This window comes from Streptomyces sp. 3-6, assembly GCF_056323165.1.
On sequence record NZ_JBWHZP010000032.1, the window covers coordinates 1 to 21,908 of the forward strand.

Sequence of the window (21,908 nt, forward strand, 5' to 3'; positions counted from 1 at the left end):
CGCGACCGCGCAGCGGCACCGGGGGAGCGCGTGCCCGGCGGCCGGGGCACCACGGCGCCCCCCCCCGCCCGCCGTGTCGGGGGCCGGAGCGCCGGCGGGCCGCACCGCGGCCCGGGAAGGGCCGGGGCGCGACCGGGCGTCAGCGGGCCTCGGCCGCGCGGACCTGTTCCGGGGTCGGCGCGGTGCCGCCCAGGTGGGCGGGCATCCACCAGGTGTCCTCGGGGCCCTTCGGACGCACCGGGTAGGCCCGCTGCGCGGCCTCCAGGAGCTCCTGGACCCGCTCGCGCAGCTGGCGGGTGATGGCGCCCGCGTACTTGTCCCTGGACGCCTCCAGGGCCTCACCCACGCGGATGGTGATCGGGATGTGGCTGCGCTTGAAGTTGCGCGGGTGGCCCTTGGTCCACAGGCGCTGCGTGCCCCACACCGCCATCGGGACCAGCGGCACCCCCGCCTCCTGGGCGAGGCGCGCGGCACCCGACTTGAAGCTCTTGAGCGTGAAGGACGGGGAGATGGTCGCCTCGGGGAAGACACCGACGACCTCGCCCGAGCGCAGCGAGTCGAGCGCGTGCGCGTAGGCGGCGTCGCCCTGCGCGCGGTCCACCGGGATGTGCTTCATACCGCGCATCAGGGGACCGGAGATGCGGTGGCGGAAGACGGACTCCTTCGCCATGAAGCGCACCAGCCGCTTCTGCGGCAGCGCGGCCAGGCCGTTGAAGACGAAGTCCAGGTAGCTGATGTGGTTGCTCACCAGCACCGCTCCGCCCGAGCGCGGGATGTTCTCCGAACCGCGGCAGTCGATCTTCAGGTCCCACACCTTGAACAGTGTCTGGGCGAAACCGATCACGGGACGGTAGACGAGTTCTGCCATGAGCGGGGTGGAAGCCTTCCTTCTCGGCCTGGGAAGGAGGAACTCCCAGTCGAAGTTACGCAGCCGTAGGTTTACGGCTTGTGGCTGATGGTGCCCCAAGAAGCGCCCTCGAACCAGCCCTCGTGCCTGCTTGTCGCGAGATTCTCGTCACGTCGACGCCCTGATCCACCTCCTGGTTTTGCGCCGCCGTTACCTCGCGGGCATCCCCGCCGCCCTCCGCGGGGCGCGCCCGCGGGAATCATCGTGCCCGCGCGGACGCTGCAGACAGTGACGACGTCCGAGGGGCCGCGCCGGCGGCGGAGGAGGGAACGATCAGGTGCCTGAGCGGGAGCGGGGCGTCGACGGGCCGCCCGGAAGCACCGGAACGGGACCGCCCTGGGGGACCGAGCTCGGCGCGCGCCTCGGCGGGCGGGCCACCCTGGTGCAGTTCTCCAGCGCGTTCTGCGCGCCCTGCCGCGCGACCCGGCGGATCCTCGCCGAGGTGGCCGGGATGGTCCCGGGGGTGACCCACGTCGAGATCGACGCCGAGGCGCACCTGGACCTCGTCCGCCGGTTGGAGATCGTCCGCACCCCGACCGTGCTGGTCCTCGACGCGGAGGGCCGCGAGGTGCGCCGGGCCGCCGGACAGCCGCGGACGGCCGACGTGATCGCCGCCCTGGGAGAGGCGGTCGGCGGCCGGGACGGCGCGTCGTGACGCATCTCCCAGAACTCCGGACCGACTTGACTGTGTGTACCACCTATCGTCAGCCTGACACCATGTCGGAACTCCTTCGGCCCAGGTGGGTACCCGGCGGTCCGGCGGCCCCCGGACGTGTCGCGCCGCCGCGCGGGCCGGCCCGGTGAACCGCCGCGCTCCCTCGCAAGCTCCCGGTCCCCACCCGCAGAAGGACGGTTCATGACGGCCCCCTCCGACCTCCGCACCACCGCACTGCCCGGCTCGCCCGAGCTGCTGCGCTCGGTCTTCCGCAAGCACGCCGCGGGCGTCGCGGTGATCACCGCGCGGGGCAGCCGGGGGCCGGTCGGCTTCACCGCCACCTCGCTGGCGTCGGTCTCCGCCGACCCGCCGATGCTCTCGTTCGGGGTCGGCACCGGTGGTTCGACCTGGCCCGCGATCGCGGCCGGTGACCACGTCGGGGTCCACCTCCTCGGTGAGCACCAGCGGGAGCTGGCCGCCACCTTCGCGCGCAGCGGCGCCGACCGCTTCGGCCCGGCCACCGCCTGGCGGGACGGGCCGGAGGGCATACCGCTGCTGGACGGCGTGCTCGCCTGGACGGTGTGCCGCGTGGTGGCCCGGGTCCCGGCGGGGGACCACCGCATCGTGCTCGCGGAGGTGCTGCTGGGCGATCCGGCGGGCTCCGGCCGGCCGCTGCTGTACCACCAGGGCCGCTTCACGGGGCTGCGCGACTGAACCCGGCCTCCCGCGCTGCGCGGCGGTCCGGTTCCGGTTACGCTGCGTTGCGAAGGTCACAGTTCAAAGCGCTTGCTTAGCGGGAACGAACTGGGTGTACTGACGAGTAATATTCCGTTCGGAGCGTGGGTCGCCCCGACCGGGATCGGCCGCTTCAGGCGCCTATGCTGCCTGCAGGCAGGCAGCCAGAAATGTCGATGCAGTAGGAGAGCCGGCGTGAGCTTGAGGATCGTTGTCACTGTGAAGTACGTGCCCGACGCCACTGGCGACCGGCACTTCGCCGATGACCTGACCGTCGACCGCGACGATGTCGACGGTCTGCTCTCCGAGCTGGACGAGTACGCGGTCGAGCAGGCGCTGCAGATCTCGGAGAACTCCGACGACGACGTGGAAGTCACCGTGCTGACGGTGGGTCCGGAGGACGCCAAGGACGCGCTGCGCAAGGCGCTGTCGATGGGCGCGGACAAGGCGATCCACGTCGAGGACGACGATCTGCACGGCACCGACGCCATCGGTACCTCGCTGGTGCTGGCCAAGGCCGTGGAGAAGGCGGGTTACGACCTGGTGATCTCCGGTATGGCCTCCACCGACGGTGTGATGGGTGTGGTGCCGGCGCTGCTGGCGGAGCGTCTGGGTGTGCCGCAGGTGACGCTGCTGTCGGAGGTGTCGGTCGAGGGCGGGACGGTCAGGGGCCGTCGTGACGGTGACGCGGCCTCGGAGCAGCTGGAGGCGTCGCTGCCGGCGGTGGTGTCGGTGACCGACCAGTCCGGCGAGGCCCGCTACCCGTCGTTCAAGGGGATCATGGCGGCCAAGAAGAAGCCGGTTCAGTCCTGGGACCTGTCCGACCTGGACATCGACGCGGACGAGGTCGGTCTGGAGAACGCCTACACGGTGGTGGAGTCGGCCTCCGAGCGTCCGGCCCGTACCGCGGGCACGATCGTCAAGGACGAGGGCGAGGGCGGCAAGCAGCTCGCCGAGTTCCTCGCGAGCCAGAAGTTCGTCTGAGCCGCACGGCTCGGCTCGTTTCCCGCCCCCTTCACACTTCGCAAGCAGGAGAGAAGAAGTCCCATGGCTGAAGTTCTCGTCTACGTCGATCACGTGGACGGTGCCGTCCGCAAGCCGACTCTGGAGCTGTTGACGCTGGCCCGCCGGATCGGTGAGCCGGTCGCCCTCGCGCTGGGCAGCGGTGCCGCCGGCACCGCCGCCACGCTGGCCGAGCACGGTGCGGTCAAGGTGCTGACCCACGAGGCGGCCGAGTACGCCGACTACCTGGTGGTGCCGAAGGTGGACGCCCTCCAGGCCGCGCACGCGGCGGTGTCGCCGGTCGCGGTGCTGGTGTCGTCCTCGACCGACGGCAAGGAGATCGCCGCGCGTCTGGCGCTGCGTCTGGGCTCGGGCATCATCACCGACGCCGTGGACCTGGAGGCGGGTGCGGAGGGTCCGGTGGCGACGCAGTCGGTGTTCGCCGCCTCTTACACGACCAAGTCGCGTGTGTCCAAGGGCACTCCGGTGATCACGGTGAAGCCGAACAGCGCGGCCGTGGAGGCTGCTCCGGCCGCGGGTGCGGTGGAGGCGCTGGAGGTGTCGTTCTCGGCGCAGGCGACGGGGACGAAGGTCACCGGGCGGACGCCGCGTGAGTCGACGGGCCGTCCGGAGCTGACCGAGGCGGCGATCGTGGTCTCCGGTGGCCGGGGTGTCAACGGCGCGGAGAACTTCGCGGTGATCGAGGCGCTGGCGGACCAGCTGGGCGCTGCGGTGGGTGCCTCGCGTGCGGCGGTGGACGCGGGCTGGTACCCGCACACCAACCAGGTCGGCCAGACCGGCAAGAGCGTCTCGCCGCAGCTGTACGTGGCCGCGGGTATCTCGGGTGCGATCCAGCACCGGGCGGGCATGCAGACCTCGAAGACCATCGTGGCCGTCAACAAGGACGCCGAGGCCCCGATCTTCGAGCTGGTCGACTACGGCGTCGTCGGCGACCTCTTCGACGTCGTCCCGCAGCTCACCGAGGAGATCAAGACCCGCAAGGGCTGATCACCCTCACCCCCGCCACGAGGCCCTCACGACCCCCCGCCGGTCGTGGGGGCCTCGGCGCGTGGCAGGGTCAGGGTCGCCTGGACCGGGAGGTGGTCGCTGGGGAACTGCCCGCCCGGAGCGAAGGTGTTGAGCCGCGCGTGGTGCACCCGCACGCCGGGCGTGGTCAGGATCCAGTCGATCCGGTCGCCCTCCGGCACCAGCGGCCGATAGCCGTGGAAGGTCGCGTACGACGGCCCGCGCCGCTCCGCCGCGTCCCAGGTGTCGACCAGTCCCGGCCGCAGCAGTGTGCCGTGGACGGTGCCGCGGTGTGCGGCGGCGTTGAAGTCCCCCGTCACGATCACCGGCTGCGAGCGGGCCAGGGCGGTGACGCGGGCGGCGATCAGGGCGGCGGACCGCTCGCGGGCGGACCGGCGTGCGTTGTCCAGGTGGGTGTTGAGCACGCACAGCTGCCGGCCGCCGTCCCCCAGGTCCTGGAAGCGGACCCAGGTGACCATGCGGAGGTGGGCGTTCCCCCAGGTGTTGGAGGCGATCACGTCCGGGGTGTCGGACAGCCAGAAGTGGTCGTACTCCAGCGGGGCGAGCCGGCGGGTGTCGTAGAGGACGGCCATGAACTCGTCGCGGCTGCCGCCCGCCCGGCCCGTGCCGATCCAGTCGTAGGCGGGACCCAGGTCCGCCGCGATGTCGCGCAGCTGTCCGTACAGACCCTCCTGGGTGCCGACGACGTGCGGGCGCTCGGCGCGCAGGAGCCGGCGCATCACGGGTCTGCGCCGGGACCAGCTGTGGGGCTCCGCGGGGCTCGCGAACCGCAGGTTGAAGGACATCACCTCCAGCGGACGGCGCGCGCCCGGCTCGGCCGCGACCGGCGCCGGGGACAGTGCTGTACTGGAGAGGGGCAGGGCGACGGAGGCGGCGAGTGCGCCCTTCAGCCCGAGGCGGCGCGGGACGCGGACGCTGTGCGGCACAGGTGCTCCTTCGGCGCGGTGGCGGCTCGGTGCGGGCGGCGTGCGGAAGGCTTCCGGGTGGCTCGTGCGCGGGAGCGGTGCCGGACGAGGAGGTGGACCGCCCCGGGGACGACGGTGCCAGAAAGTCGTGACCATGCCGAGGCCGAGGAGCGGAACACCCTCGCGGAGGGTGTTGACCCCGCGAACGACCGCCGGATAACTTCGTTCTACGGATTGTTGATTCCGTATCGCGGAATATCAAGGTGCGGGTCGCTGTGAAGGGGTGCCGGATGGGCCAGGGTCAGCAGGAGCGCGTGGCGACGAGTCTCGCGGCGGCCGTCGGTGAGGAGGTCGCGGCCTTCCTCGCGCCGGTCGACGCCGAACTGGAACGCCGCTACCCCGGCGACCCGGGCACCCGCCGGCCCGTCCACACGGTCTACGTCCCCGGCGAGGACTTCGCCGCCGACACCCCCCGCGTGTGGGGCGACCGCGCCCTCGCCCTGCTCGACGAGCACGCCCCGGACGCCGCCTCCTTCGCCGCCGCCCTCGAACTGGAACCGGCCCTGGCCGAGGACGTCCACGACCGGGTCCGGGCCAAGCTGGAGCGCGAGCCGGTCGAGGACCTGCGCGTCGACTTCGAGGACGGCTACGGGGGCCGCAGCGACGCCGAGGAGGACGAACACGCCGCCCGCGCCGCCCGCCTCGTCGCCGCGCACCACGCCCACGGGGCCGGCCGGCAGCGGTCCGGGACCGGTGGCGCGGCCCCCTACGCGGGCATCCGCATGAAGTGTCTGGAGGCCGCGGTGCGCGAGCGCGGCATCCGTACGCTCGACATCTTCCTCACCGGCCTGATGACCGCCGGCGGCCTGCCCGACGGCCTGCTGCTCACCCTGCCCAAGGTGACCTACCCGGAGCAGGTCACGGCCATGGTGCGCCTCCTGGAGGCGTTCGAGAAGACGCACGGCCTGCCGTCCGGCCGGATCGGCTTCGAGATCCAGATCGAGACCAGCCAGTCCATCCTCGCCGCCGACGGCACCGCCACCGTCGCCCGCATGATCGACGCCGCCGGGGGCCGCGCCACCGGCCTGCACTACGGCACCTTCGACTACAGCGCCTGCCTCGGCGTCTCCGCCGCCCACCAGGCCAGTGACCACCCGGCCGCCGACCACGCCAAGGCCGTCATGCAGGTCGCGGCGGCGGGCACCGGCGTCCGCGTCTCGGACGGCTCCACCAACGTCCTGCCGGTGGGCCCCCGCGCACAGGTGCACGCCGCCTGGCGCCTGCACTACGGCCTCACCCGGCGTGCCCTGGCCCGCGCCTACTACCAGGGCTGGGACATGCACCCCGGCCACCTTCCGACCCGGTACGCCGCGGTCTTCGCCTTCTACCGCGAGGGCTGCGCCCGGGCCGCCGCCCGGCTCGCCCGCTACGCCGACCGGGCCGGCGGCGACGTGATGGACGAACCGGCCACTGCCAAGGCCCTCGCCGGGTACCTGCTGCGCGGCCTCGACTGCGGTGCCCTGGACCCGGCCGAGGCGGCGGGGCCTGCCGGTCTGACCCGCGCCGACCTGGAGCACTTCGCCGCTCCCCGCCGCGGTGACCTGACCGCCTCCGGCCGCTGACCCCGGGGCCGCCCCGCGTGTCCGTCCCTGTCTTCGCGGGCCGCGCGCTTGCCTCACCTATCGAAAATCGATAGATTCCCATCGTCGTTCGATGGGAAGGGGACGTGATGGGACAGGTGACGGTGTTCGCGCTCCGTGCCGTACTGACGGCGTTGCTGCTGGGATCGGTGGGGGTGCAGGGCCTGCTGGTGCCGCTGCTGGCGAACGATCTGGAGGGCCTGAACGCGCAGTACGCGCACCTGCGCGTACCGCTGCTGCTCATCGTGGTGCTGGGGGTGCTCTCGGCCCAGGTGGTGCTGGTGTGCGTATGGCGGCTGGTCACCATGGTGCGGCGCGGCACCGTGTTCACCCACGCCGCGTTCCGCTACGTGCACGTCGTGATCGGCGCGTTCGTGGCCGCCGCCCTGCTGGTGTTCGCCCTCGGCACGCTCCTCGCGCCCGGCGAGGCCGTCGCGCCCGGAGTCGTGCTGCTGATCGGCGGGGCCGGCCTGGCGGTGCTGGGCGTCGCGCTCGTCGTCCTGGTCCTGCGGATGCTGCTCGCCCAGGCCGTGGCCCGGGACGTCGAGGCGACCCGGATGCGGGACGAACTCGCCGAGGTGATCTGATGCCGATCGTCGTCGACATCGACGTCATGCTGGCCCGGCGCAAGATGTCCGTGGGCGAACTCGCCGAGCGCGTCGGCATCACCCCCGCCAACCTGGCCGTCCTGAAGAACGACCGCGCCAAGGCCGTGCGCTTCACCACCCTCGCCGCGCTCTGCGAGGTCCTGGAGTGCCAGCCGGGCGACCTGCTGCGCTGGGAGCCCGACCCGGACCCGGTGCCCGAGTCCGTGGCCGTCTCGGAAGCCCTCTAGGCTGTACGCCACACACGGGGTGGCGGGTCTGCACAGGAATGGGGCAGCGGTGTCGGCGGGGGACGAGGGGCGGCCGGACGGGACCGGGCGGCTGCTGGCGGGACGCTATCGGGTCGTACGGCAGCTGGGGCGCGGCGGCATGGGAGTCGTCTGGCAGGCGCGCGACGAGGTCCTCGGCCGTGAGGTGGCCGTCAAGGAACTGCGCACCTACACCGACGCCGCCGGCCCCGAACTGACCGAGCTGGGGCTGCGGATGCGCCGCGAGGCCCGGGCGGCCGCCCGGGTGCGCCACCGGGCCGTCATCGCCGTGCACGACGTGGCGGACGTGGACGGCCGCCCGCTGATCGTCATGGAGCTGGTCGACGGACCCTCCCTCGACGACGTGCTCCGCGAGCGCGGCACCCTGCAGCCGCCGGAGGCGGCCCGGATCGGTGCGGAGGTCATGGACGCGCTGGCCGCCGCCCACCGCGCGGGGGTGGTGCACCGGGACGTCAAGCCCGGCAACGTCCTCCTCGACCGCTCCGGCCGCATCGTGCTCACCGACTTCGGCATCGCCACCATGGAGGACCCGGACGACGGCTCGGCCACCCACCTCACCCGCAGCGGCGAACTCGTCGGCTCCCTCGACTACCTGGCCCCCGAACGGGCCCGCGGCGCCGAGCCCGGCCCCGCCTCGGACGTCTGGGCCCTCGGCGCCACCCTGTACGCGGCCGTCGAGGGCACCGCGCCCTTCCGCCGCACCTCCGCCTTCTCCACGCTCACCGCCATCGTCGAGGACCCGCTGCCCGAGCCCGGCCGCGCCGGCCCGCTCGCTCCCGTCCTCCACCGGCTGATGGAGAAGGCCCCCGACGCCCGCCCCCGGGCCGAGGAGGCGTGCGACCTGCTGCGGTCGGTCGCGGGCGCAGCGGGAACGGCCGTCGCGGTACCTGCACAGGCCCCGGCCCGGCCCTCCGCCCCGGCCGAGCGCACCGAGACGGCACTCGACGTGCCGGCCGCCCGCGCGGCCCGCACGCCCCCGCCGCCCTCTCCGCCCCCGCCCGCACGGCCCCCGTCCGGTCCGCCGCAGGCCCGGGACGGGAACCCGGAGGCCGCCGTCCCGGCGCCGCCCGGACGGCGGCCCCGGCAGGGCCGCCTGCTGCTCGCCGCCGTGGCGGCGGTCGTCGTCCTGGCCACCGCCGGCGTCACCGTCGCCCTGGTCGGCCTCCCGGGCGGCGGCCGGGCGGACACGCGCACCGATGTCACCGACCCCGGGCCCGGCCGCACCGGACCCGAGCCCCTGCGGACCCCCGAGGCGGCCGGGGACAACGGCGACGGCGACGAGGGCGACAACGGCGACGACGGCGGGAGGAGCAGCGAGCGCCCGGACCGGGACAGCGCCACCCCCACCGCCCCCGCGACCCCGGCGCCGACCGCGACCGGACCGTCCTCCGGCGAGGTGCCGGGCGCGGAAGCGCCGGCCTGCCACGCCATCGGCGGTGGCCGCTACAACTGCCACGTCGGACGCACCACCGCCTCCTACACCGCCACCGGCATCCGCAAGGGCATCCTCAAGGAGGGCACCAACTACTTCTACTGCCAGCAGAACCTCGGCCGCCGCGAGACCCACCGCAGGTGGACCAACGTCTGGTGGGCCCGGACCGACGACGACAGCGGCAACAAGGACGTCTGGGTCAGCGTCGTCTACGTGCGGGGCGGCGCCAACGACGGACCGGTCCCCGGACTCCCCGTCTGCTGACCGGCCAGGTACCGCTCCAGGCCGCAGTCCGTCACCCGCTTCTCCTCGGCGAACCACCGCGTCCCGCGGTCCCGCAGCCGCCGGTCGGCACGGGCCCGGGCGCAGAACTCCTCCGCGGTGGCGCCGAACAGCGCCCGCAACGCCGGGGAGCCGACGAGCAGTTCGGTGAGCAGCTCCCGCTGCCCGGGGTGGACGCGCGGCACGCCGGTGCCGTCGTGCAGGACGCCGTGACGGTTGACGTAGGCGTACACCCCCGGCAGCGAGGTTCCGTCGGCGAGGTCGACGCGCACGGCGGGGGCGGGCAGCCGGGCGCGGGCGAAGTTGCCGTCCGTCCGGTGGGCGCCCTCACTGGCGTCGACGGCGGCGAGCTGGTCCGGGTCCAGCCACAGGACGAACAACTCCCGTACCGTCCCCGGGGAGGCGACCGGCGCCGCGGACACGTACCCCGCGCGGCTGATGTGCGCCGACACACCCACGTCGACGCCCGTCACCCGCGCCCGCACCATCGGGACCGGTGCCACGATCCCCGACTCGGCCATCTTGTGGCGCAGTTGGCCCGGGCAGGCGTTGGAACCGACGGCGAGGACGGGCTCCCGGCCCGGGGGAGCCAGGGTGTCCAGCGGCAGCAGCCGGTCCCCGTCGAGCAGCCCCGAGCCGGCCGGCCAGGCACCCGGATACAGCAGCGGATCCTCGCGCGGGACTCCGGCGAGCCCCAACGCCTCCAGGGTGCGGTCCTCCATCGCGGGCGCCGTCGCTCAGTCCGCCGGCGCCAGCTCGCCCGAGCCGCGGGTGATCAGCCGGGTCGGCAGCACGATGCGTTCGGGGAAGGGCAGCGCGCCGTCCAGCCGGCGGAACAGCCGCTCGGCGGCGGTCCGGCCGAGGGCCGCCGCGTCCTGCGCCACGACGGTGACGCCCGGCTGGAGCAGATCGCCGAGTTCGATGTCGTCGAACCCGACCAGCGCCACCCGGCGCGTCTGCTCGGCCAGCACCCGGATCACGGTGACCGCCACCCGGTTGTTGCCCGCGAAGACGGCGGTGACCGGGTCGGGCCCGCTCAGCATCTCCTCGGCCGCCCGGCGCACCCGCTCCGGGTCGGTGACGCCCAGCGACATCCACGACGGCGCCACCGGTATGCCCGCGTCCTCCATCGCGGCCCGGTAGCCGCGCAGCCGCTCGGCCGCCGTGTGGATGCGGGGCATGTCGCCGATGAACCCGATCCTGCGGTGCCCGTGCGCGATGAGGTGGGCGACGCCGCCGCGGGCACCGCCGAAGTTGTCCGACACGACCACGTCCGCGTCGATCCGGCCGGCCGGGCGGTCCACGAACACCGTGGCCACCCCCGCCCTGATCTCCGGCTCCAGGTACCGGTGGTCGTCACCGGCCGGGATGACCACCAGGCCGTCCACCCGGCGCGCGCACAGGGCCAGCACCAGTTCCTGCTCGCGCTCGGAGTCCTCCGCGCTGGACCCGTTGATCAGCAGGGCGCCGTGGGCGCGGGCCACCTCCTCCACGGCCCGGCTCAGCGGTCCGTAGAACGGGTCGGCGAGGTCCTCCAGCACCAGCCCGATGCTGGCGGTGCGGCCCTTGCGCAGCACCCGCGCACTGTCGTTGCGGCGGAACCCCAGTGCCTCGATGGCCTCCTGCACCCGGCGCTCGGTCTCCGCGGTGACGCCCGGCTCGCCGTTGACCACCCGCGAGACCGTCTTCAGTCCGACCCCGGCACGCGCGGCCACGTCCTTCATCGTCGGACGGTTTCCGTAGCGGGCCCCGGGGAGGCGGTGGGTGCGGCGGTGCGTGTCCGGCACGATGCGGTGTCCTGTCCTGTCGTCCACGGGGGTGCGTACGTCCATGGGGTTGTATGAGGATGTGGCGTCGAGCATAGAACCTGGACAACGTTGTCACGGTCGGGAGACACTGTCCACCGTGCACTCCGGCCCGTACCCCACCGCGAGACCGGGTTGTGACGCGTCCTGTGTGTACTCTTCGGCCGCGCACGGGACCTGCTCGGTATGTGCGCACATGAGGTGCGTCTCATGATTTGTCTCACGGCTGACGGGGAGTTCCGACACTGATGCACACCGACCTCGTGGCTGCGCTCGACATCGGCGGCACCAAGATCGCCGGGGCGCTGGTGGACGGCCGGGGAAGCCTGCTGGTCCGCGCTCAGCGGCCCACTCCCGCGCGGCAGGACGGTGGCACCGTCATGCGCGCGGTCGAGGAGGTGCTCGCCGAGCTCACCGCGTCCCCGCTGTGGCCGGGTGTCACCGCCGTCGGCATCGGCAGCGCGGGGCCGGTGGACGCCTCCGCCGGCACCGTGAGCCCGGTGAACGTGCCCGGCTGGCGGGACTTCCCGCTGGTGGCCCGCGTCCGTGCGGTGACCGGGGACCTGCCGGTGGAACTCATCGGCGACGGTGTGGCCATCGCGGCGGCCGAACACTGGCAGGGTGCCGCCCGCGGCCACGACAACGCCCTGTGCATGGTCGTCTCGACCGGGGTCGGCGGCGGGCTCGTCCTCGGCGGGCGGCTCCATCCCGGCCCCACCGGCAACGCCGGTCACATCGGCCACATCAGCGTCGACCTCGACGGCGACCCGTGCCCCTGCGGCGCCCGCGGATGCGTGGAGCGCCTGGCCAGCGGCCCCAACATCGCCCGCCGGGCCCTGGAGAACGGCTGGCGGCCCGGCCCCGACGGCGACACCTCCGCCGCCGCGGTGGCCGCCGCCGCCCGGGCCGGCGACCCGGTGGCCCTGGCGTCCTTCGACCGGGCCGCCCGGGCCCTGGCCGCCGGCATCGCCGCCACCGCCACGCTCGTGGAGATCGACATCGCGGTGATCGGCGGGGGAGTGGCCAGGTCCGGCGAGGTCCTGCTCGCCCCGCTGCGCCGGGCACTGACCGAGTACGCGACCCTCTCCTTCGTCCAGCGGCTCGCCGTCTCCCCGGCCCGCATGGGCACCGACGCCGGCCTGGTGGGCGCCGCGGCGGCGGCCCTGGCCCGGCGGGAGGACGCGGGGGTCGCGGGGGTTGCGGGAGTCGCGGGCGTGTGAGGGGCGAGCCCGGTGCCGTACGGGCCCCCGGGTGCCCGTAGGGGCCGCGCCGGTGGTGGGTGGAGGCGCGGCGGGGCGACCGCCGGGCGGACCCGAGCGCGAGCTGCCGAGTCGAGGGCCGGGGCCTGCCGGGTCGGGCCGGGGCCTGTCGGGCCGGGTCGGGTCGGGGGCGTGGGTGTCCTGTGGCGCGTACGCGTACGCGTGCGCCGGGGGCGCTCGCGGGGCGCGCACGCGTTCGATCCCGACCGATTCGCGTCCGGGGCGTGACCCCGGTGCGGTGTCGGCAGTTGAGCGGGGCATGAAGAAGCGCAGCATGCTCGCCATCGCCTCCCTGGCCACCGGTTTCGTCGTCGCGGCCGTCTCGCCGTCCCACGCCCTCGGCGAGGACCTCGCCGGTGTCAGCGTCGACGACACCCTCGGCTCCCTCGACCAGGTGGCCGTCGCCTCGGACAGCCTGGCCCCCGCGGGTGACCTGGCGCAGGGCGACGACTGACGGCCCCGGCCGGACGGCGCGGCGCCGGTGCCCTCGCACGAGGGCACCGGCGCCGTCGTTTCGCCGTTCTGAGCCCGAACTGGTTTCCGTGGCAGGGTGGAGCGGGCAAGCCACAGGGGGCCAACCGAAGAGGGGGAAACCGTGATCGTCTGGGTCAACGGTGCGTTCGGTGCGGGGAAGACCACCACCGCACGGGAACTGATCGAACTGATCCCGAACAGCACGCTTCTCGACCCCGAGGTCATCGGCGGGGCGCTCGGTCACCTGCTCCCGCCCAAACACCTCGCGGAGGTGGGCGACTACCAGGACCTCCCGATCTGGCGGCGCCTGGTGATCGACACGGCGGCGGCCATGCTCGCCGAACTCGGCGGAACCCTCGTGATCCCCATGACCCTGCTGCGCCAGGACTACCGCGACGAGATCTTCGGCGGACTCGCGGCCCGCCGCATCGCGGTCCGGCACGTGCTCCTCGCCCCGGCGGAAACGATCCTGCGCGAACGCATAGCGGGCCGGGAGGTCCCCGCGGGTCTCCCGGACGGCGAACTGCGGGTCCGCCAGTGGTCCTACGACCACATCGAGCCGTACCGCGGCGCCCTCGGCTCCTGGCTCACCGCCGACGCCTACCCGGTCGACAACAGCGCGCTGAGCCCGTACGACACCGCCGTACGCATCGCCGAGGCCGTCGCCGCCGGTTCGGTGCCCGCCTGCGACATCGTGCAGACCCCGGAACCCACCGCCGAGACGGTCGCCGCCGGCGTCCTGCTCTTCGACGAGCACGACCGCGTCCTGCTCGTCGACCCCACCTACAAGCCCGGCTGGGAGTTCCCCGGCGGGGTCGTCGAACCCGGCGAGGCGCCGGCGCGCGCGGGCATGCGCGAGGTCGCCGAGGAGACCGGGATCAGCCTGGCCGAGGCACCGGCCCTGCTCGTCGTCGACTGGGAACCACCCGCACCGCCCGGCTACGGCGGCCTGCGGCTCCTCTTCGACGGCGGCCGCCTCCCGGCCGCCGAAGCCGGCCGGCTGCTGCTGCCCGGCCCCGAACTGCGCGACTGGCGCTTCGCGTCCGAGGCGGAAGCGGCCGAACTGCTCCCCCCGGTGCGCTACGAACGCCTCCGCCGGGCCCTGCGGGCACGCGAACGCGGCCGGGCCATGTACCTGGAGGCGGGGACACCGGTGGGCCGGTGACCTCTCGGGGCCGCTTTCCCGGTGGGCCGCTCACCTCGGTGGCCGTCGACCGGTGGGCATCCCGGCCGGCCGACCGGACGCCGTCGACGGTGTTGATCGGCGTGCGGGGGTGGAAACGTTCGGGCCCGGACCGAGCGGTGTGAGCGCGGGCCCGGACGGATCCGCGTGCGGCGGCGGGGAGGCGTGGGTCGCGGGGCGTTTCGGCCGGTGGGACCGGTGGGGCCGGCGGAGCTGGTGTAGGCGGTGGGGCCGGCGGGGCCGGTGGAGGCGGTGGGGTCGGGAAGTACGGGCCCTCGCCGGTCGGCATGCGGAGGCCGGGAGCGTCTGCCGGTCCGGGAGCCGCGCGGTGGCGGGGTCGTCCCTGGCCGGAGGGCGAGGGGGTCGGTCACTCGGGACCCGGTGACCTGGTGACTCGCGACTTGTCGGCCGCCCGGAGGAGGGGGCTCGGCCCCCGGCCCGCACGCGGGACGTGAGGCCGCCCCCGGCGGGGACTTGCTTTGCCCGTCGAGGACGGCCCTGAGCCTGGGCCGGGAGCGGCCATGCGTCCGGGCCGGGAGCGGCCATGGGTCCGGGCCGGGAGCGGCCATGGGTCCGGGCCGGGAGCGGCCATGCGTCCGGGCCGGGAGCGGCCATGGGTCCGGGCCGGGGACGGCCATGAGCCTGGCGGGAGGCTGCCAAGGGTCCGGGCCGGGGACGGCCGGGGCCCGGTCGGACGGTGTCAGCTCGCGCCGGAGGCGTAGTTGCGCAGGAAGAGGGCCTCCGTGACCGACAGCCGTTCCAGCTCCTCGGGGGAGACGCTCTCGTTCACCGCGTGGATCCGCGCCTCCGGCTCGCTCAGTCCGATCAGCAGGATCTCCGCCTGCGGGTACAGGGCGGCCAGGGTGTTGCACAGCGGGATCGACCCGCCCTGACCGGCCTGGCTCATCTCCTGCCCCGGGTAGGCGGCCGCCATCGCGTCGGCCATGGCCCGGTACGCCGGGCTGTCGGTGTCGGCCCGGAACGGCTGGCCCTGCCCGACCGGCTCGGTGCTCACCCGGGCACCCCACGGCGTGTGCGCCTCCAGGTGCGCCCGCAGCAGCTCGGTCGCCTCGGCCGCGTCCGTGCCCGGCGGCACCCGCAGGCTGATCAGCGCGCGTGCGCTCGCCTGCACGGACGGGGTGGCGCCGACCACCGGCGGGCAGTCGATGCCGAGGACCGTGACCGCCGGGCGCGCCCAGATGCGGTCGGCGACCGTGCCCGAACCGATCAGCCGCACGCCGTCCAGCACGTGGGCGTCCTGCCGGAACTGCTCGTCGTCGTACTGCAGTCCGTCCCACACAGTGTCACCGGCCAGCCCGTCGACGGTCGTGCTGCCGTCCTCCGCGCGCAGCGAGTCGAGCACCCTCACCAGGGCCGCCAGCGCGTCCGGCGCGGCCCCGCCGAACTGCCCCGAGTGCAGATTGCCCTCCAGGGTGTCGATCTGCAGCCGCACCAGCGTCATCCCCCGCAGCATGGAGGTGACGGTGGGCAGACCCGGACGGAAGTTGCCCGAGTCGCCGATGACGATCGCGTCCGCCCGCAGCAGTTCGGGGTGTGCCTCGGCGTACCGCTCCAGGCCGCCGGTGCCCTGCTCCTCCGAGCCCTCGACGATCACCTTGACGTGCACCGGGACGCCGCCGTTCGCCTTCAGGGCGCGCAGGGCCAGCAGGTGCATGATGAGGCCGCCCTTGCAGTCGGCGGTCCCGCGCCCGTACCAGCGGCCGTCCCGCTCGGTCAGTTCGAACGGCGGGGTGGCCCAGCCGGCGTCGTCCAGCGGCGGCTGCACGTCGTAGTGGGCGTACAGCAGCACGGTCCTGGCACCCTCGGGGCCGGGCAGGAAGCCGTACACGGACTGTGTGCCGTCCGGGGTGTCGAGCACCGCGACGTCCTGGAAGCCCTCGGCGGTCAGCGCGTCGACGATCCAGCGGGCGGCTCCCTCGCTCTCGCTGCGCGGGAACTGGCCGAAGTCCGCCACCGACTTGAAGGCCACCAGTTCGGTGAGCTCCTCCTTCGCCCTCGGCATCAGAGAGGCGACGGTCGCGGCGACCGAATGCGACGACATGGGCACGCTCCTTGTGGGTGCGACGTTGTAGGGGTGTGAACTCCCCCGTGGCGGGGGAGGGCTCCCCGTACGAGCTGATCGTGCGGTGCGGGAGGCGTCCGGTGTACGGGCCACCCATGCCGCCGATCCTCCCACAGCGGCCCCTGGTGATCGTCGCCGTAGGATGCGGGGGTCAAGAGCGGCAGGCGGCTGGATCGGGAGCAGTAGACCATCGTGAGCAGCGAGAACTCTTCAGCGGACGACGTGCGGCAGGTGTGGGACGTCGTCGTGGTGGGCGCGGGACCCGCGGGGGCTTCGGCCGCCTATGCGGCGGCGGTCGCGGGACGGAGCGTGCTGTTGCTGGAGAAGGCGGAGCTGCCCCGCTACAAGACCTGCGGCGGCGGCATCATCGGCCCCACCCGTGACGCGCTCCCGCCCGGCTTCGACCTCCCCCTGAAGGACCGGGTCCACGCGGTCACCTTCTCCCACAACGGCCGCTTCAGCCGGACGCGGCGCTCCCGGCAGATGCTGTTCGGCCTGATCAACCGGCCCGAGTTCGACCAGCAGCTGGTGGAACACGCACAGAAGGCGGGTGCCGAACTGCGCACCGGCGCCACCGTGCAGCGGGTCGAGCAGCACGGCTCGGCCGTGCCCGACCGGCGCACGGTCGCCGTGGTCCTCCAGGGCGGCGACACCGTGCTCGCCCGGGCCGTCGTCGGCGCGGACGGCAGCGCCAGCCGGATAGGAGCCCACGTCGGGGTCAAGCTGGACCAGGTCGACCTGGGCCTGGAGGCCGAGATCCCCGTCCCGGACACCGTCGCCGAGGACTGGAAGGGCCGGGTGCTCATCGACTGGGGCCCCATGCCCGGCAGTTACGGCTGGGTCTTTCCCAAGGGGGACACCCTCACCGTCGGCGTGATCTCCCGACGCGGGGAGGGTGCCGCGACGAAGCGGTACCTGGAGGACTTCATCGGCCGTCTGGGCCTGGCCGGCTTCGAACCGAGCATCTCCTCGGGGCACCTGACCCGCTGCCGTGCCGACGACTCGCCGTTGTCCCGGGGGCGCGTGCTGGTGTGCGGGGACGCGGCCGGGATGCTGGAGCCGTGGACCCGCGAGGGCATCTCGTTCGCGCTCCGCTCGGGCCGGCTCGCGGGGGAGTGGGCGGTCCGGATCGCGGAGGCCCACGACGCCGTGGACACCCGGCGCCAGGCCCTGAACTACGCCTTCGCCGTCAAGGCGGGACTGGGCGTGGAGATGAGCGTGGGCAAGCGCATGCTGGCCGCCTTCGAACGCCGCCCGGGCGTCTTCCACGCGGTCCTCACCGGTTTCCGCCCGGCCTGGAAGGCGTTCAAGGACATCACCCAGGGCTCGACGACCCTCGGCGAACTGGTCCGCACCCACCCCCTGGCCCACCGCGCCCTGCTGGCCTTCGACCGCCGCCCGGCGGACGCCGACACGGAGCGGGGGAGCGGCGGCGGGTCGGGGGGCTGAGGTCTCGGGTAGGAGAGCCTTTGCCGATTGCCGCAGGTGGCGGTAGCCGTGGCCCTTGTCGGCGTGGAGCTTGCCGGCCCTTCGCCGACGCGGGCCGCGACGGAAGCGGATCGCGGCGGAAGCGGATCGCGGCGGAAGCGGATCGGGGGTGTGCCGGATGTTCACCGATCGGTCGGGCACCTCGCCCAGTCCTACTCGCCGCAGGAGCCGAGGTCGTCGAGAACAGGCGGTGCGGCTTGGCCACACCCGGGCCCTGGTCCACACGGTGACCCGGCGGTGTGCCGTGGCGTCCGACGGTCCGAACGACGAGGCGACCGGCTGCTGCCCTGTTCAGCCGGAGGTGGCCACGAACACGATCGCGGTCGGCACCCCACGGTCACCGTTCCGGCGCCGACCGCCGCCCTGCGGCCGCGAAGGAGCCTCCGGCACGCACCGCCCACAACCGTTCCCACAACTCGTCCGGCAGCAGCCGCTCAACGACCCCTGCCACGGCCGACAGCCCACCCCGCCGCATGAGATGGCACGCGGGCTTTCTCGAAGCCGAGAGTGAGCTCGTGAGAGCATCTCAGGATGCTGCGCCTCACCGATTTCATCATCGACTGCCCGGACACGATGAAGCTGGCGGCTTTCTACTCCGAGGTGACGGGCCGTCCGATCAAAGAAGGCAGCTCCGAGGACTGGGCCGGCATCGAGTTCGGCGAGATCGAGCTGGCCTTCATCCGGGTGGACGACTTCCGCGCTCCGCAGTGGCCCGACAGCGAGCACCCCAAGCAGTTCCACCTCGACTTCGAAGTGGACGAGATCGAGCCCGAGCAGCGCCGCGTCCTCGGCCTCGGCGCGACGCTGAGGCAGGACTTCGTCGGCCCCGACGGCTACGGCTGGCAGGTCTACACCGACCCGATCGGCCACCCATTCTGCCTGTGTCGCAACAAGGGCGTCGTCTGGACCGATCAGGGCCCGGTCTGGCCCAAGCACTAGTAATTCGGGTCCCGTTCATAGGGAACCGCGACATCTCGATCAAGCTCACCCCCGACGAGGCCCGGTCCTCTCGGCCGGGACGGAACGAGTACAGGTGACAGATCTCAGCCGCATGGTCGACCCACCGGCCGCCTGGACCCGGATCCGCAAGATCGCGGGAGCACTGGACAAAGCGCCCCTGGACTTCTCGCCACCGACTACGCCGAACGTCTGGAAGCGGCCCGGCGCCGTCTTCTGACGGCCATGTGCTTGCCCCTGCGCGTCGGTCGACCTGCGGCGTTGGTTCTGCCGGCCGGTGCCCAGAGCCACGGCCACGGTGCCACGCGGCGAGGGAGGATGGAGCGAGAGGGCGAAGCGGGGTGGGGCGGGCGGCTCGGGCGGGTCGGGAGGCTTGGGCGGCTCGGTGTCAGCCGGTGAGGGTGATGCGGAAGACCGGGTGGTCGGGCGCGACGCGGCGCAGCTCGGCGTCGGAGGAGTCCGGGCCCACTCCCTTGAAGAAGACACCGACCTCCGCCTTCCAGCGCTTGAGGTAGGCACGCAACAGCGGTGGTTTGTCGTCGTCGGACACCTCGACGGCGGTGAAGGGGTCGACCCGCTTGCCCAGGCGCAGCTCGCCGCCGCCGGCCGCGCGCATGTTGTGGGTCCATTGGACGTGACCCCGTGGGGCGACGAGGTAGTGGACGCCGTCCACCGTCAGCAGATTGACGGGCGTCGTCCGCCACTCGCCGGACTTGCGACCGCGCACGGCCAGGATCCTGGAACCCCAGACGCCGAACCCGCGGCGGATCAACCAGGCGACGCCACGGTTGAGGACACCCACCGTGAACCGACCGGGCTTCTGGACGTGGGGTGTGGGAGTGGACATGGAAGCCTCCGTGGGCGGGGGTGAGGTGTCTGGGTGGGACGGGGTGCTGTGCGGTGCGGGGGTGTTGCCCGGCCCGGCCGGGGTGGATGTCGGCCGGCGGGCTGGATGGGTGACACGGGCCGGATGCGGCCGGTGGCCGGAGCGCGTCCCGTCGCCGGCGGGGGTGCTGGTGCTGCTTCGAGGCGGTTACCTTGTTGGTGGTGGTCCGGTGCTGCGCAGGTGCGCAGGTGCGGGGCACCTTGAGGAGGAGTTGTTCAGGAGGTCTCCCGTCCCTCTTCCGTTCTGCGGGCGCCGTCTGTCGCGCGGCGGGGAGAGCGCCGCTCGCTAGTGAGAGCAGTGCTCTCGCTTCCTGGTGTCACAGTCTGCATGAGTGTGCTCTCCGAAAGCAAGAGCACTGCTCTCTATTGTGTGCACCGATCTCGGTCGGCTCGTGTGGCGTTCTGGGGGCCGCGCGTCCGTCCGTCCCCTCGGCGGCGGTGAGCAGTGCTCTCCTTGTGGGGAGTCCCCCGGTGGTGAGCGGCTCCTTGTGCGTGGGTGCGGGGCTGGTGGCGTGCGCAGTGCTCTCCGCTCCGGACGTGCAGGGTGTGATGTGAGCGCTGCTCTCTCTGTGAGCGCTGCTCACTCTTCTGTGGGCGGTGCTCTTTCCTGTGTGCGAGGCTCTTGCTCTGCGGGGGAGGGTGGTGTGCGGCTGAGTGGCGTTCACCTGAGCGGTAATCTTGTCTGTGAGCACGGCTCTCGGAACGGTGCCGTTGCTGTGTGTTGTGCCCTTGTGCGGTCTGGTGGGTCGCAGGGCCCTCAGCGAGTGGGATGCAGTGCTTGCTCCGCTCACGGTCGTGTGCGTCGCTCTTGTTCGAGTGCGGTGCTCTCAGTTGTGCACAGTGCTCTCCAAGCGGTGCCACACTGTCCGGCATGAGTACGTCGACGCCCCAGAGCGCCCGCGCCCGGGCCAGGATCGAGATCACCGCGGCCATCAAGGAGAAGGCCCGAGCGCAGTTGGCCGCCGAGGGCGCCGCCAAGCTGTCCCTGCGTGCGGTGGCCCGCGAACTCGGCATGGCCTCGTCCGCGCTGTACCGCTACTTTCCCAGCCGTGACGACCTGCTGACCGCTCTCATCATCGATGCCTACGATTCCATCGGCGAGGCGGCGGAAGTGGCGCACACCGAGGCCGAGCATGCCGGGCCGGTGCAGCGCTGGACCGCGGTGTGCGAGGGCGTGCGCCGTTGGGCGCTCGCGCATCCGCACGAGTACGCGCTGATCTACGGCACGCCGGTGCCCGGATACACGGCACCCCGGACCACCGTGGCGGCGGCGTCCCGGGTCGGGCTGGTACTCATCGGCATCATCCGCGAAGCCCATCGGGGCCTCGGACTGGCCAAGCCCTCCCTGCCGGCCGAATTGCGGCCCGAGGCGGAGCGGTTGGCCGCCGACCTCGCGCCCGACCTGCCGCCCGAGGTGGCCGTCGCGATGGTGGCGGCCTGGGCGCAACTGTTCGGACTGGTCGGGTTCGAGCTGTTCGGCCAGTTCAATCGGATCGTCGAGGACCGCGAGCGCTTCTTCCGGCACGCCGCCGGGCAACTCGCCCACAGCGTCGGCCTGGTGTACAAGCAGCAGGGTGCGAGCAGGGGCGGCGCCGGAGTCCGCCCAGGAGGGTCGGCGACGGGCTGACGCCGGAGGGCTTCGGCCGGGTGTTCTGCCCGGCGGTGAACGTGCGGGCCACAGTGGCCGCTGGCCGCCGGCCGGCACGTGAAGCAGGACGTGGACCTCACGCGGCGCCGGGTGGCGACGGGCCCGTCCCGCGTCCGGCGGCACAGCGACCGGCTGGATACGGACAAGTGTCCGCCCGGCAGGCCCGTACCCCTCTGCTACGGTGCGGGCCATGGCGGCGAAGCAGGCCGAACAGGCGCTCGTTCAAAAGTGGCGGGACATGCTGGCGTTGCACGCGCGCACCCACTGTGAACTCGACCGCGTGCTGCATGAACACCGGTTGTGTGCCAGTGACTTCGAGGTGCTGGACATACTGGCGGAAGGTTCCGTCAGGAACGGCCGGGCCTACCGGATCCAGCAGATATCCGAGCGCGTCCACCTCACCCAGAGCGCGCTGTCCCGTCTCATCGCACGGCTGGAGCGGGAGGGACTCGTCGACCGGGACGCGTGCCCGGAGGACCGCCGCGGGGTGCGGGTCTCGTTGACGGCGAAGGGCCGCGCGCTGCACGACGAGGTGCTCCCCGTGCAGCGCGCCGTCCTCGCCCGGATGCTGGCGACCTGACCCGGCCCTGACGGCAACCGCCCTGCCTGCAACCCTCCCTGGGTGCCCGCCCGCCGGTGGGCTTGCC

At 73.3% G+C, this 21,908-nt stretch carries 22 protein-coding genes; 16 read left to right on the top strand and 6 right to left on the bottom strand.

The annotated features are described in order from the left end of the window. Positions 1-139: 139 nt before the first annotated feature. The gene (locus tag AC02VZ_RS25215) at positions 140-868 is read right to left on the bottom strand and encodes a lysophospholipid acyltransferase family protein (protein WP_432058847.1); all 729 of its coding nucleotides are present in this window, start codon (positions 866-868) and stop codon (positions 140-142) included. Positions 869-1,184: 316 nt separating this feature from the next. On the opposite strand from AC02VZ_RS25215, the gene AC02VZ_RS25220 reads away from it, so the two are divergent. From AC02VZ_RS25220 to AC02VZ_RS25235, 4 genes are all read left to right on the top strand, one after another. Next, complete coding sequence (locus AC02VZ_RS25220) at positions 1,185-1,562, top strand: TlpA family protein disulfide reductase (RefSeq protein ID WP_432058846.1); 378 nt, start codon at positions 1,185-1,187, stop codon at positions 1,560-1,562. Positions 1,563-1,763: 201 nt separating this feature from the next. Further along, the gene (locus AC02VZ_RS25225; protein ID WP_432058845.1) at positions 1,764-2,276 is read left to right on the top strand and encodes a flavin reductase family protein; all 513 of its coding nucleotides are present in this window, start codon (positions 1,764-1,766) and stop codon (positions 2,274-2,276) included. 216 nt (positions 2,277-2,492) lie between these two features. Further along, the gene (locus AC02VZ_RS25230; protein ID WP_432058844.1) at positions 2,493-3,281 is read left to right on the top strand and encodes an electron transfer flavoprotein subunit beta/FixA family protein; all 789 of its coding nucleotides are present in this window, start codon (positions 2,493-2,495) and stop codon (positions 3,279-3,281) included. A gap of 63 nt (positions 3,282-3,344) precedes the next feature. Continuing rightward, positions 3,345-4,307 (top strand): electron transfer flavoprotein subunit alpha/FixB family protein, encoded by a 963-nt coding sequence (locus AC02VZ_RS25235; protein WP_432058843.1) that lies wholly within the window; start codon positions 3,345-3,347, stop codon positions 4,305-4,307. A gap of 26 nt (positions 4,308-4,333) precedes the next feature. On the opposite strand, the gene AC02VZ_RS25240 is transcribed toward AC02VZ_RS25235, so the two are convergent. After that, positions 4,334-5,272 carry an endonuclease/exonuclease/phosphatase family protein gene (locus AC02VZ_RS25240; RefSeq protein WP_432058842.1) on the bottom strand — a complete coding sequence of 313 codons (939 nt, stop codon included), beginning with the start codon at positions 5,270-5,272 and terminating at the stop codon, positions 4,334-4,336. A gap of 269 nt (positions 5,273-5,541) precedes the next feature. On the opposite strand from AC02VZ_RS25240, the gene AC02VZ_RS25245 reads away from it, so the two are divergent. From AC02VZ_RS25245 to AC02VZ_RS25260, 4 genes are all read left to right on the top strand, one after another. Beyond that, a complete protein-coding gene (locus AC02VZ_RS25245) occupies positions 5,542-6,873 on the top strand; it encodes a DUF6986 family protein (RefSeq protein ID WP_432058841.1) in 1,332 nt (443 codons plus the stop codon). A 107-nt stretch (positions 6,874-6,980) separates the two neighbouring features. Further along, positions 6,981-7,478 carry a DUF2975 domain-containing protein gene (locus AC02VZ_RS25250; protein ID WP_432058840.1) on the top strand — a complete coding sequence of 166 codons (498 nt, stop codon included), beginning with the start codon at positions 6,981-6,983 and terminating at the stop codon, positions 7,476-7,478. Beyond that, entirely contained in the window at positions 7,478-7,726 is a 249-nt protein-coding gene (locus AC02VZ_RS25255) for a helix-turn-helix domain-containing protein (RefSeq protein WP_432058839.1), read from the top strand. The genes AC02VZ_RS25250 and AC02VZ_RS25255 overlap by 1 nt, the downstream gene beginning before the upstream one ends. Before the next feature lie 49 nt (positions 7,727-7,775). Then, entirely contained in the window at positions 7,776-9,461 is a 1,686-nt protein-coding gene (locus tag AC02VZ_RS25260) for a serine/threonine-protein kinase (protein WP_476476478.1), read from the top strand. Here AC02VZ_RS25260 and AC02VZ_RS25265 read toward each other — a convergent pair. After that, positions 9,407-10,201 (bottom strand): hypothetical protein, encoded by a 795-nt coding sequence (locus AC02VZ_RS25265; RefSeq protein WP_476476479.1) that lies wholly within the window; start codon positions 10,199-10,201, stop codon positions 9,407-9,409. The genes AC02VZ_RS25260 and AC02VZ_RS25265 overlap by 55 nt on opposite strands. A gap of 15 nt (positions 10,202-10,216) precedes the next feature. Continuing rightward, entirely contained in the window at positions 10,217-11,311 is a 1,095-nt protein-coding gene (locus tag AC02VZ_RS25270; protein WP_432058836.1) for a LacI family DNA-binding transcriptional regulator, read from the bottom strand. A 221-nt stretch (positions 11,312-11,532) separates the two neighbouring features. On the opposite strand from AC02VZ_RS25270, the gene AC02VZ_RS25275 reads away from it, so the two are divergent. The 3 genes from AC02VZ_RS25275 (at position 11,533) to AC02VZ_RS25285 (ending at position 14,182) form a co-directional block, all read left to right on the top strand. After that, the gene (locus AC02VZ_RS25275) at positions 11,533-12,504 is read left to right on the top strand and encodes an ROK family protein (RefSeq protein WP_476476480.1); all 972 of its coding nucleotides are present in this window, start codon (positions 11,533-11,535) and stop codon (positions 12,502-12,504) included. A gap of 298 nt (positions 12,505-12,802) precedes the next feature. Further along, positions 12,803-12,997 carry a hypothetical protein gene (locus tag AC02VZ_RS25280; RefSeq protein WP_432058834.1) on the top strand — a complete coding sequence of 65 codons (195 nt, stop codon included), beginning with the start codon at positions 12,803-12,805 and terminating at the stop codon, positions 12,995-12,997. Positions 12,998-13,138: 141 nt separating this feature from the next. Next, the gene (locus AC02VZ_RS25285) at positions 13,139-14,182 is read left to right on the top strand and encodes an NUDIX hydrolase (RefSeq protein ID WP_432058771.1); all 1,044 of its coding nucleotides are present in this window, start codon (positions 13,139-13,141) and stop codon (positions 14,180-14,182) included. A 718-nt stretch (positions 14,183-14,900) separates the two neighbouring features. Here AC02VZ_RS25285 and AC02VZ_RS25290 read toward each other — a convergent pair. Beyond that, positions 14,901-16,262 (bottom strand): M20/M25/M40 family metallo-hydrolase, encoded by a 1,362-nt coding sequence (locus AC02VZ_RS25290; protein ID WP_476476481.1) that lies wholly within the window; start codon positions 16,260-16,262, stop codon positions 14,901-14,903. 213 nt (positions 16,263-16,475) lie between these two features. Between AC02VZ_RS25290 and AC02VZ_RS25295 the strand changes: the two genes are divergently transcribed. The 3 genes from AC02VZ_RS25295 to AC02VZ_RS25305 all read left to right on the top strand — a co-directional run bounded on the left by AC02VZ_RS25295 (position 16,476) and on the right by AC02VZ_RS25305 (position 18,948). Continuing rightward, on the top strand, positions 16,476-17,732 hold the full coding sequence (locus tag AC02VZ_RS25295) for a geranylgeranyl reductase family protein (RefSeq protein ID WP_432058769.1): 1,257 nt from the start codon (positions 16,476-16,478) through the stop codon (positions 17,730-17,732). Between the two features lie 570 nt (positions 17,733-18,302). Beyond that, complete coding sequence (locus AC02VZ_RS25300; RefSeq protein ID WP_432058768.1) at positions 18,303-18,710, top strand: VOC family protein; 408 nt, start codon at positions 18,303-18,305, stop codon at positions 18,708-18,710. A gap of 94 nt (positions 18,711-18,804) precedes the next feature. Then, entirely contained in the window at positions 18,805-18,948 is a 144-nt protein-coding gene (locus AC02VZ_RS25305; RefSeq protein WP_476476482.1) for a hypothetical protein, read from the top strand. A gap of 168 nt (positions 18,949-19,116) precedes the next feature. Here AC02VZ_RS25305 and AC02VZ_RS25310 read toward each other — a convergent pair whose 3' ends face one another. Next, the gene (locus AC02VZ_RS25310; protein ID WP_432058767.1) at positions 19,117-19,575 is read right to left on the bottom strand and encodes a nitroreductase family deazaflavin-dependent oxidoreductase; all 459 of its coding nucleotides are present in this window, start codon (positions 19,573-19,575) and stop codon (positions 19,117-19,119) included. Between the two features lie 909 nt (positions 19,576-20,484). Here AC02VZ_RS25310 and AC02VZ_RS25315 point away from each other — a divergent pair. Both AC02VZ_RS25315 and AC02VZ_RS25320 read left to right on the top strand, forming a co-directional pair. Continuing rightward, positions 20,485-21,240 (top strand): TetR/AcrR family transcriptional regulator, encoded by a 756-nt coding sequence (locus AC02VZ_RS25315; RefSeq protein ID WP_476476483.1) that lies wholly within the window; start codon positions 20,485-20,487, stop codon positions 21,238-21,240. 211 nt (positions 21,241-21,451) lie between these two features. Then, positions 21,452-21,841, top strand: a complete 390-nt coding sequence (locus AC02VZ_RS25320) for a MarR family winged helix-turn-helix transcriptional regulator (RefSeq protein ID WP_476476484.1) — start codon at positions 21,452-21,454, stop codon at positions 21,839-21,841. Positions 21,842-21,908 lie beyond the last annotated feature (67 nt).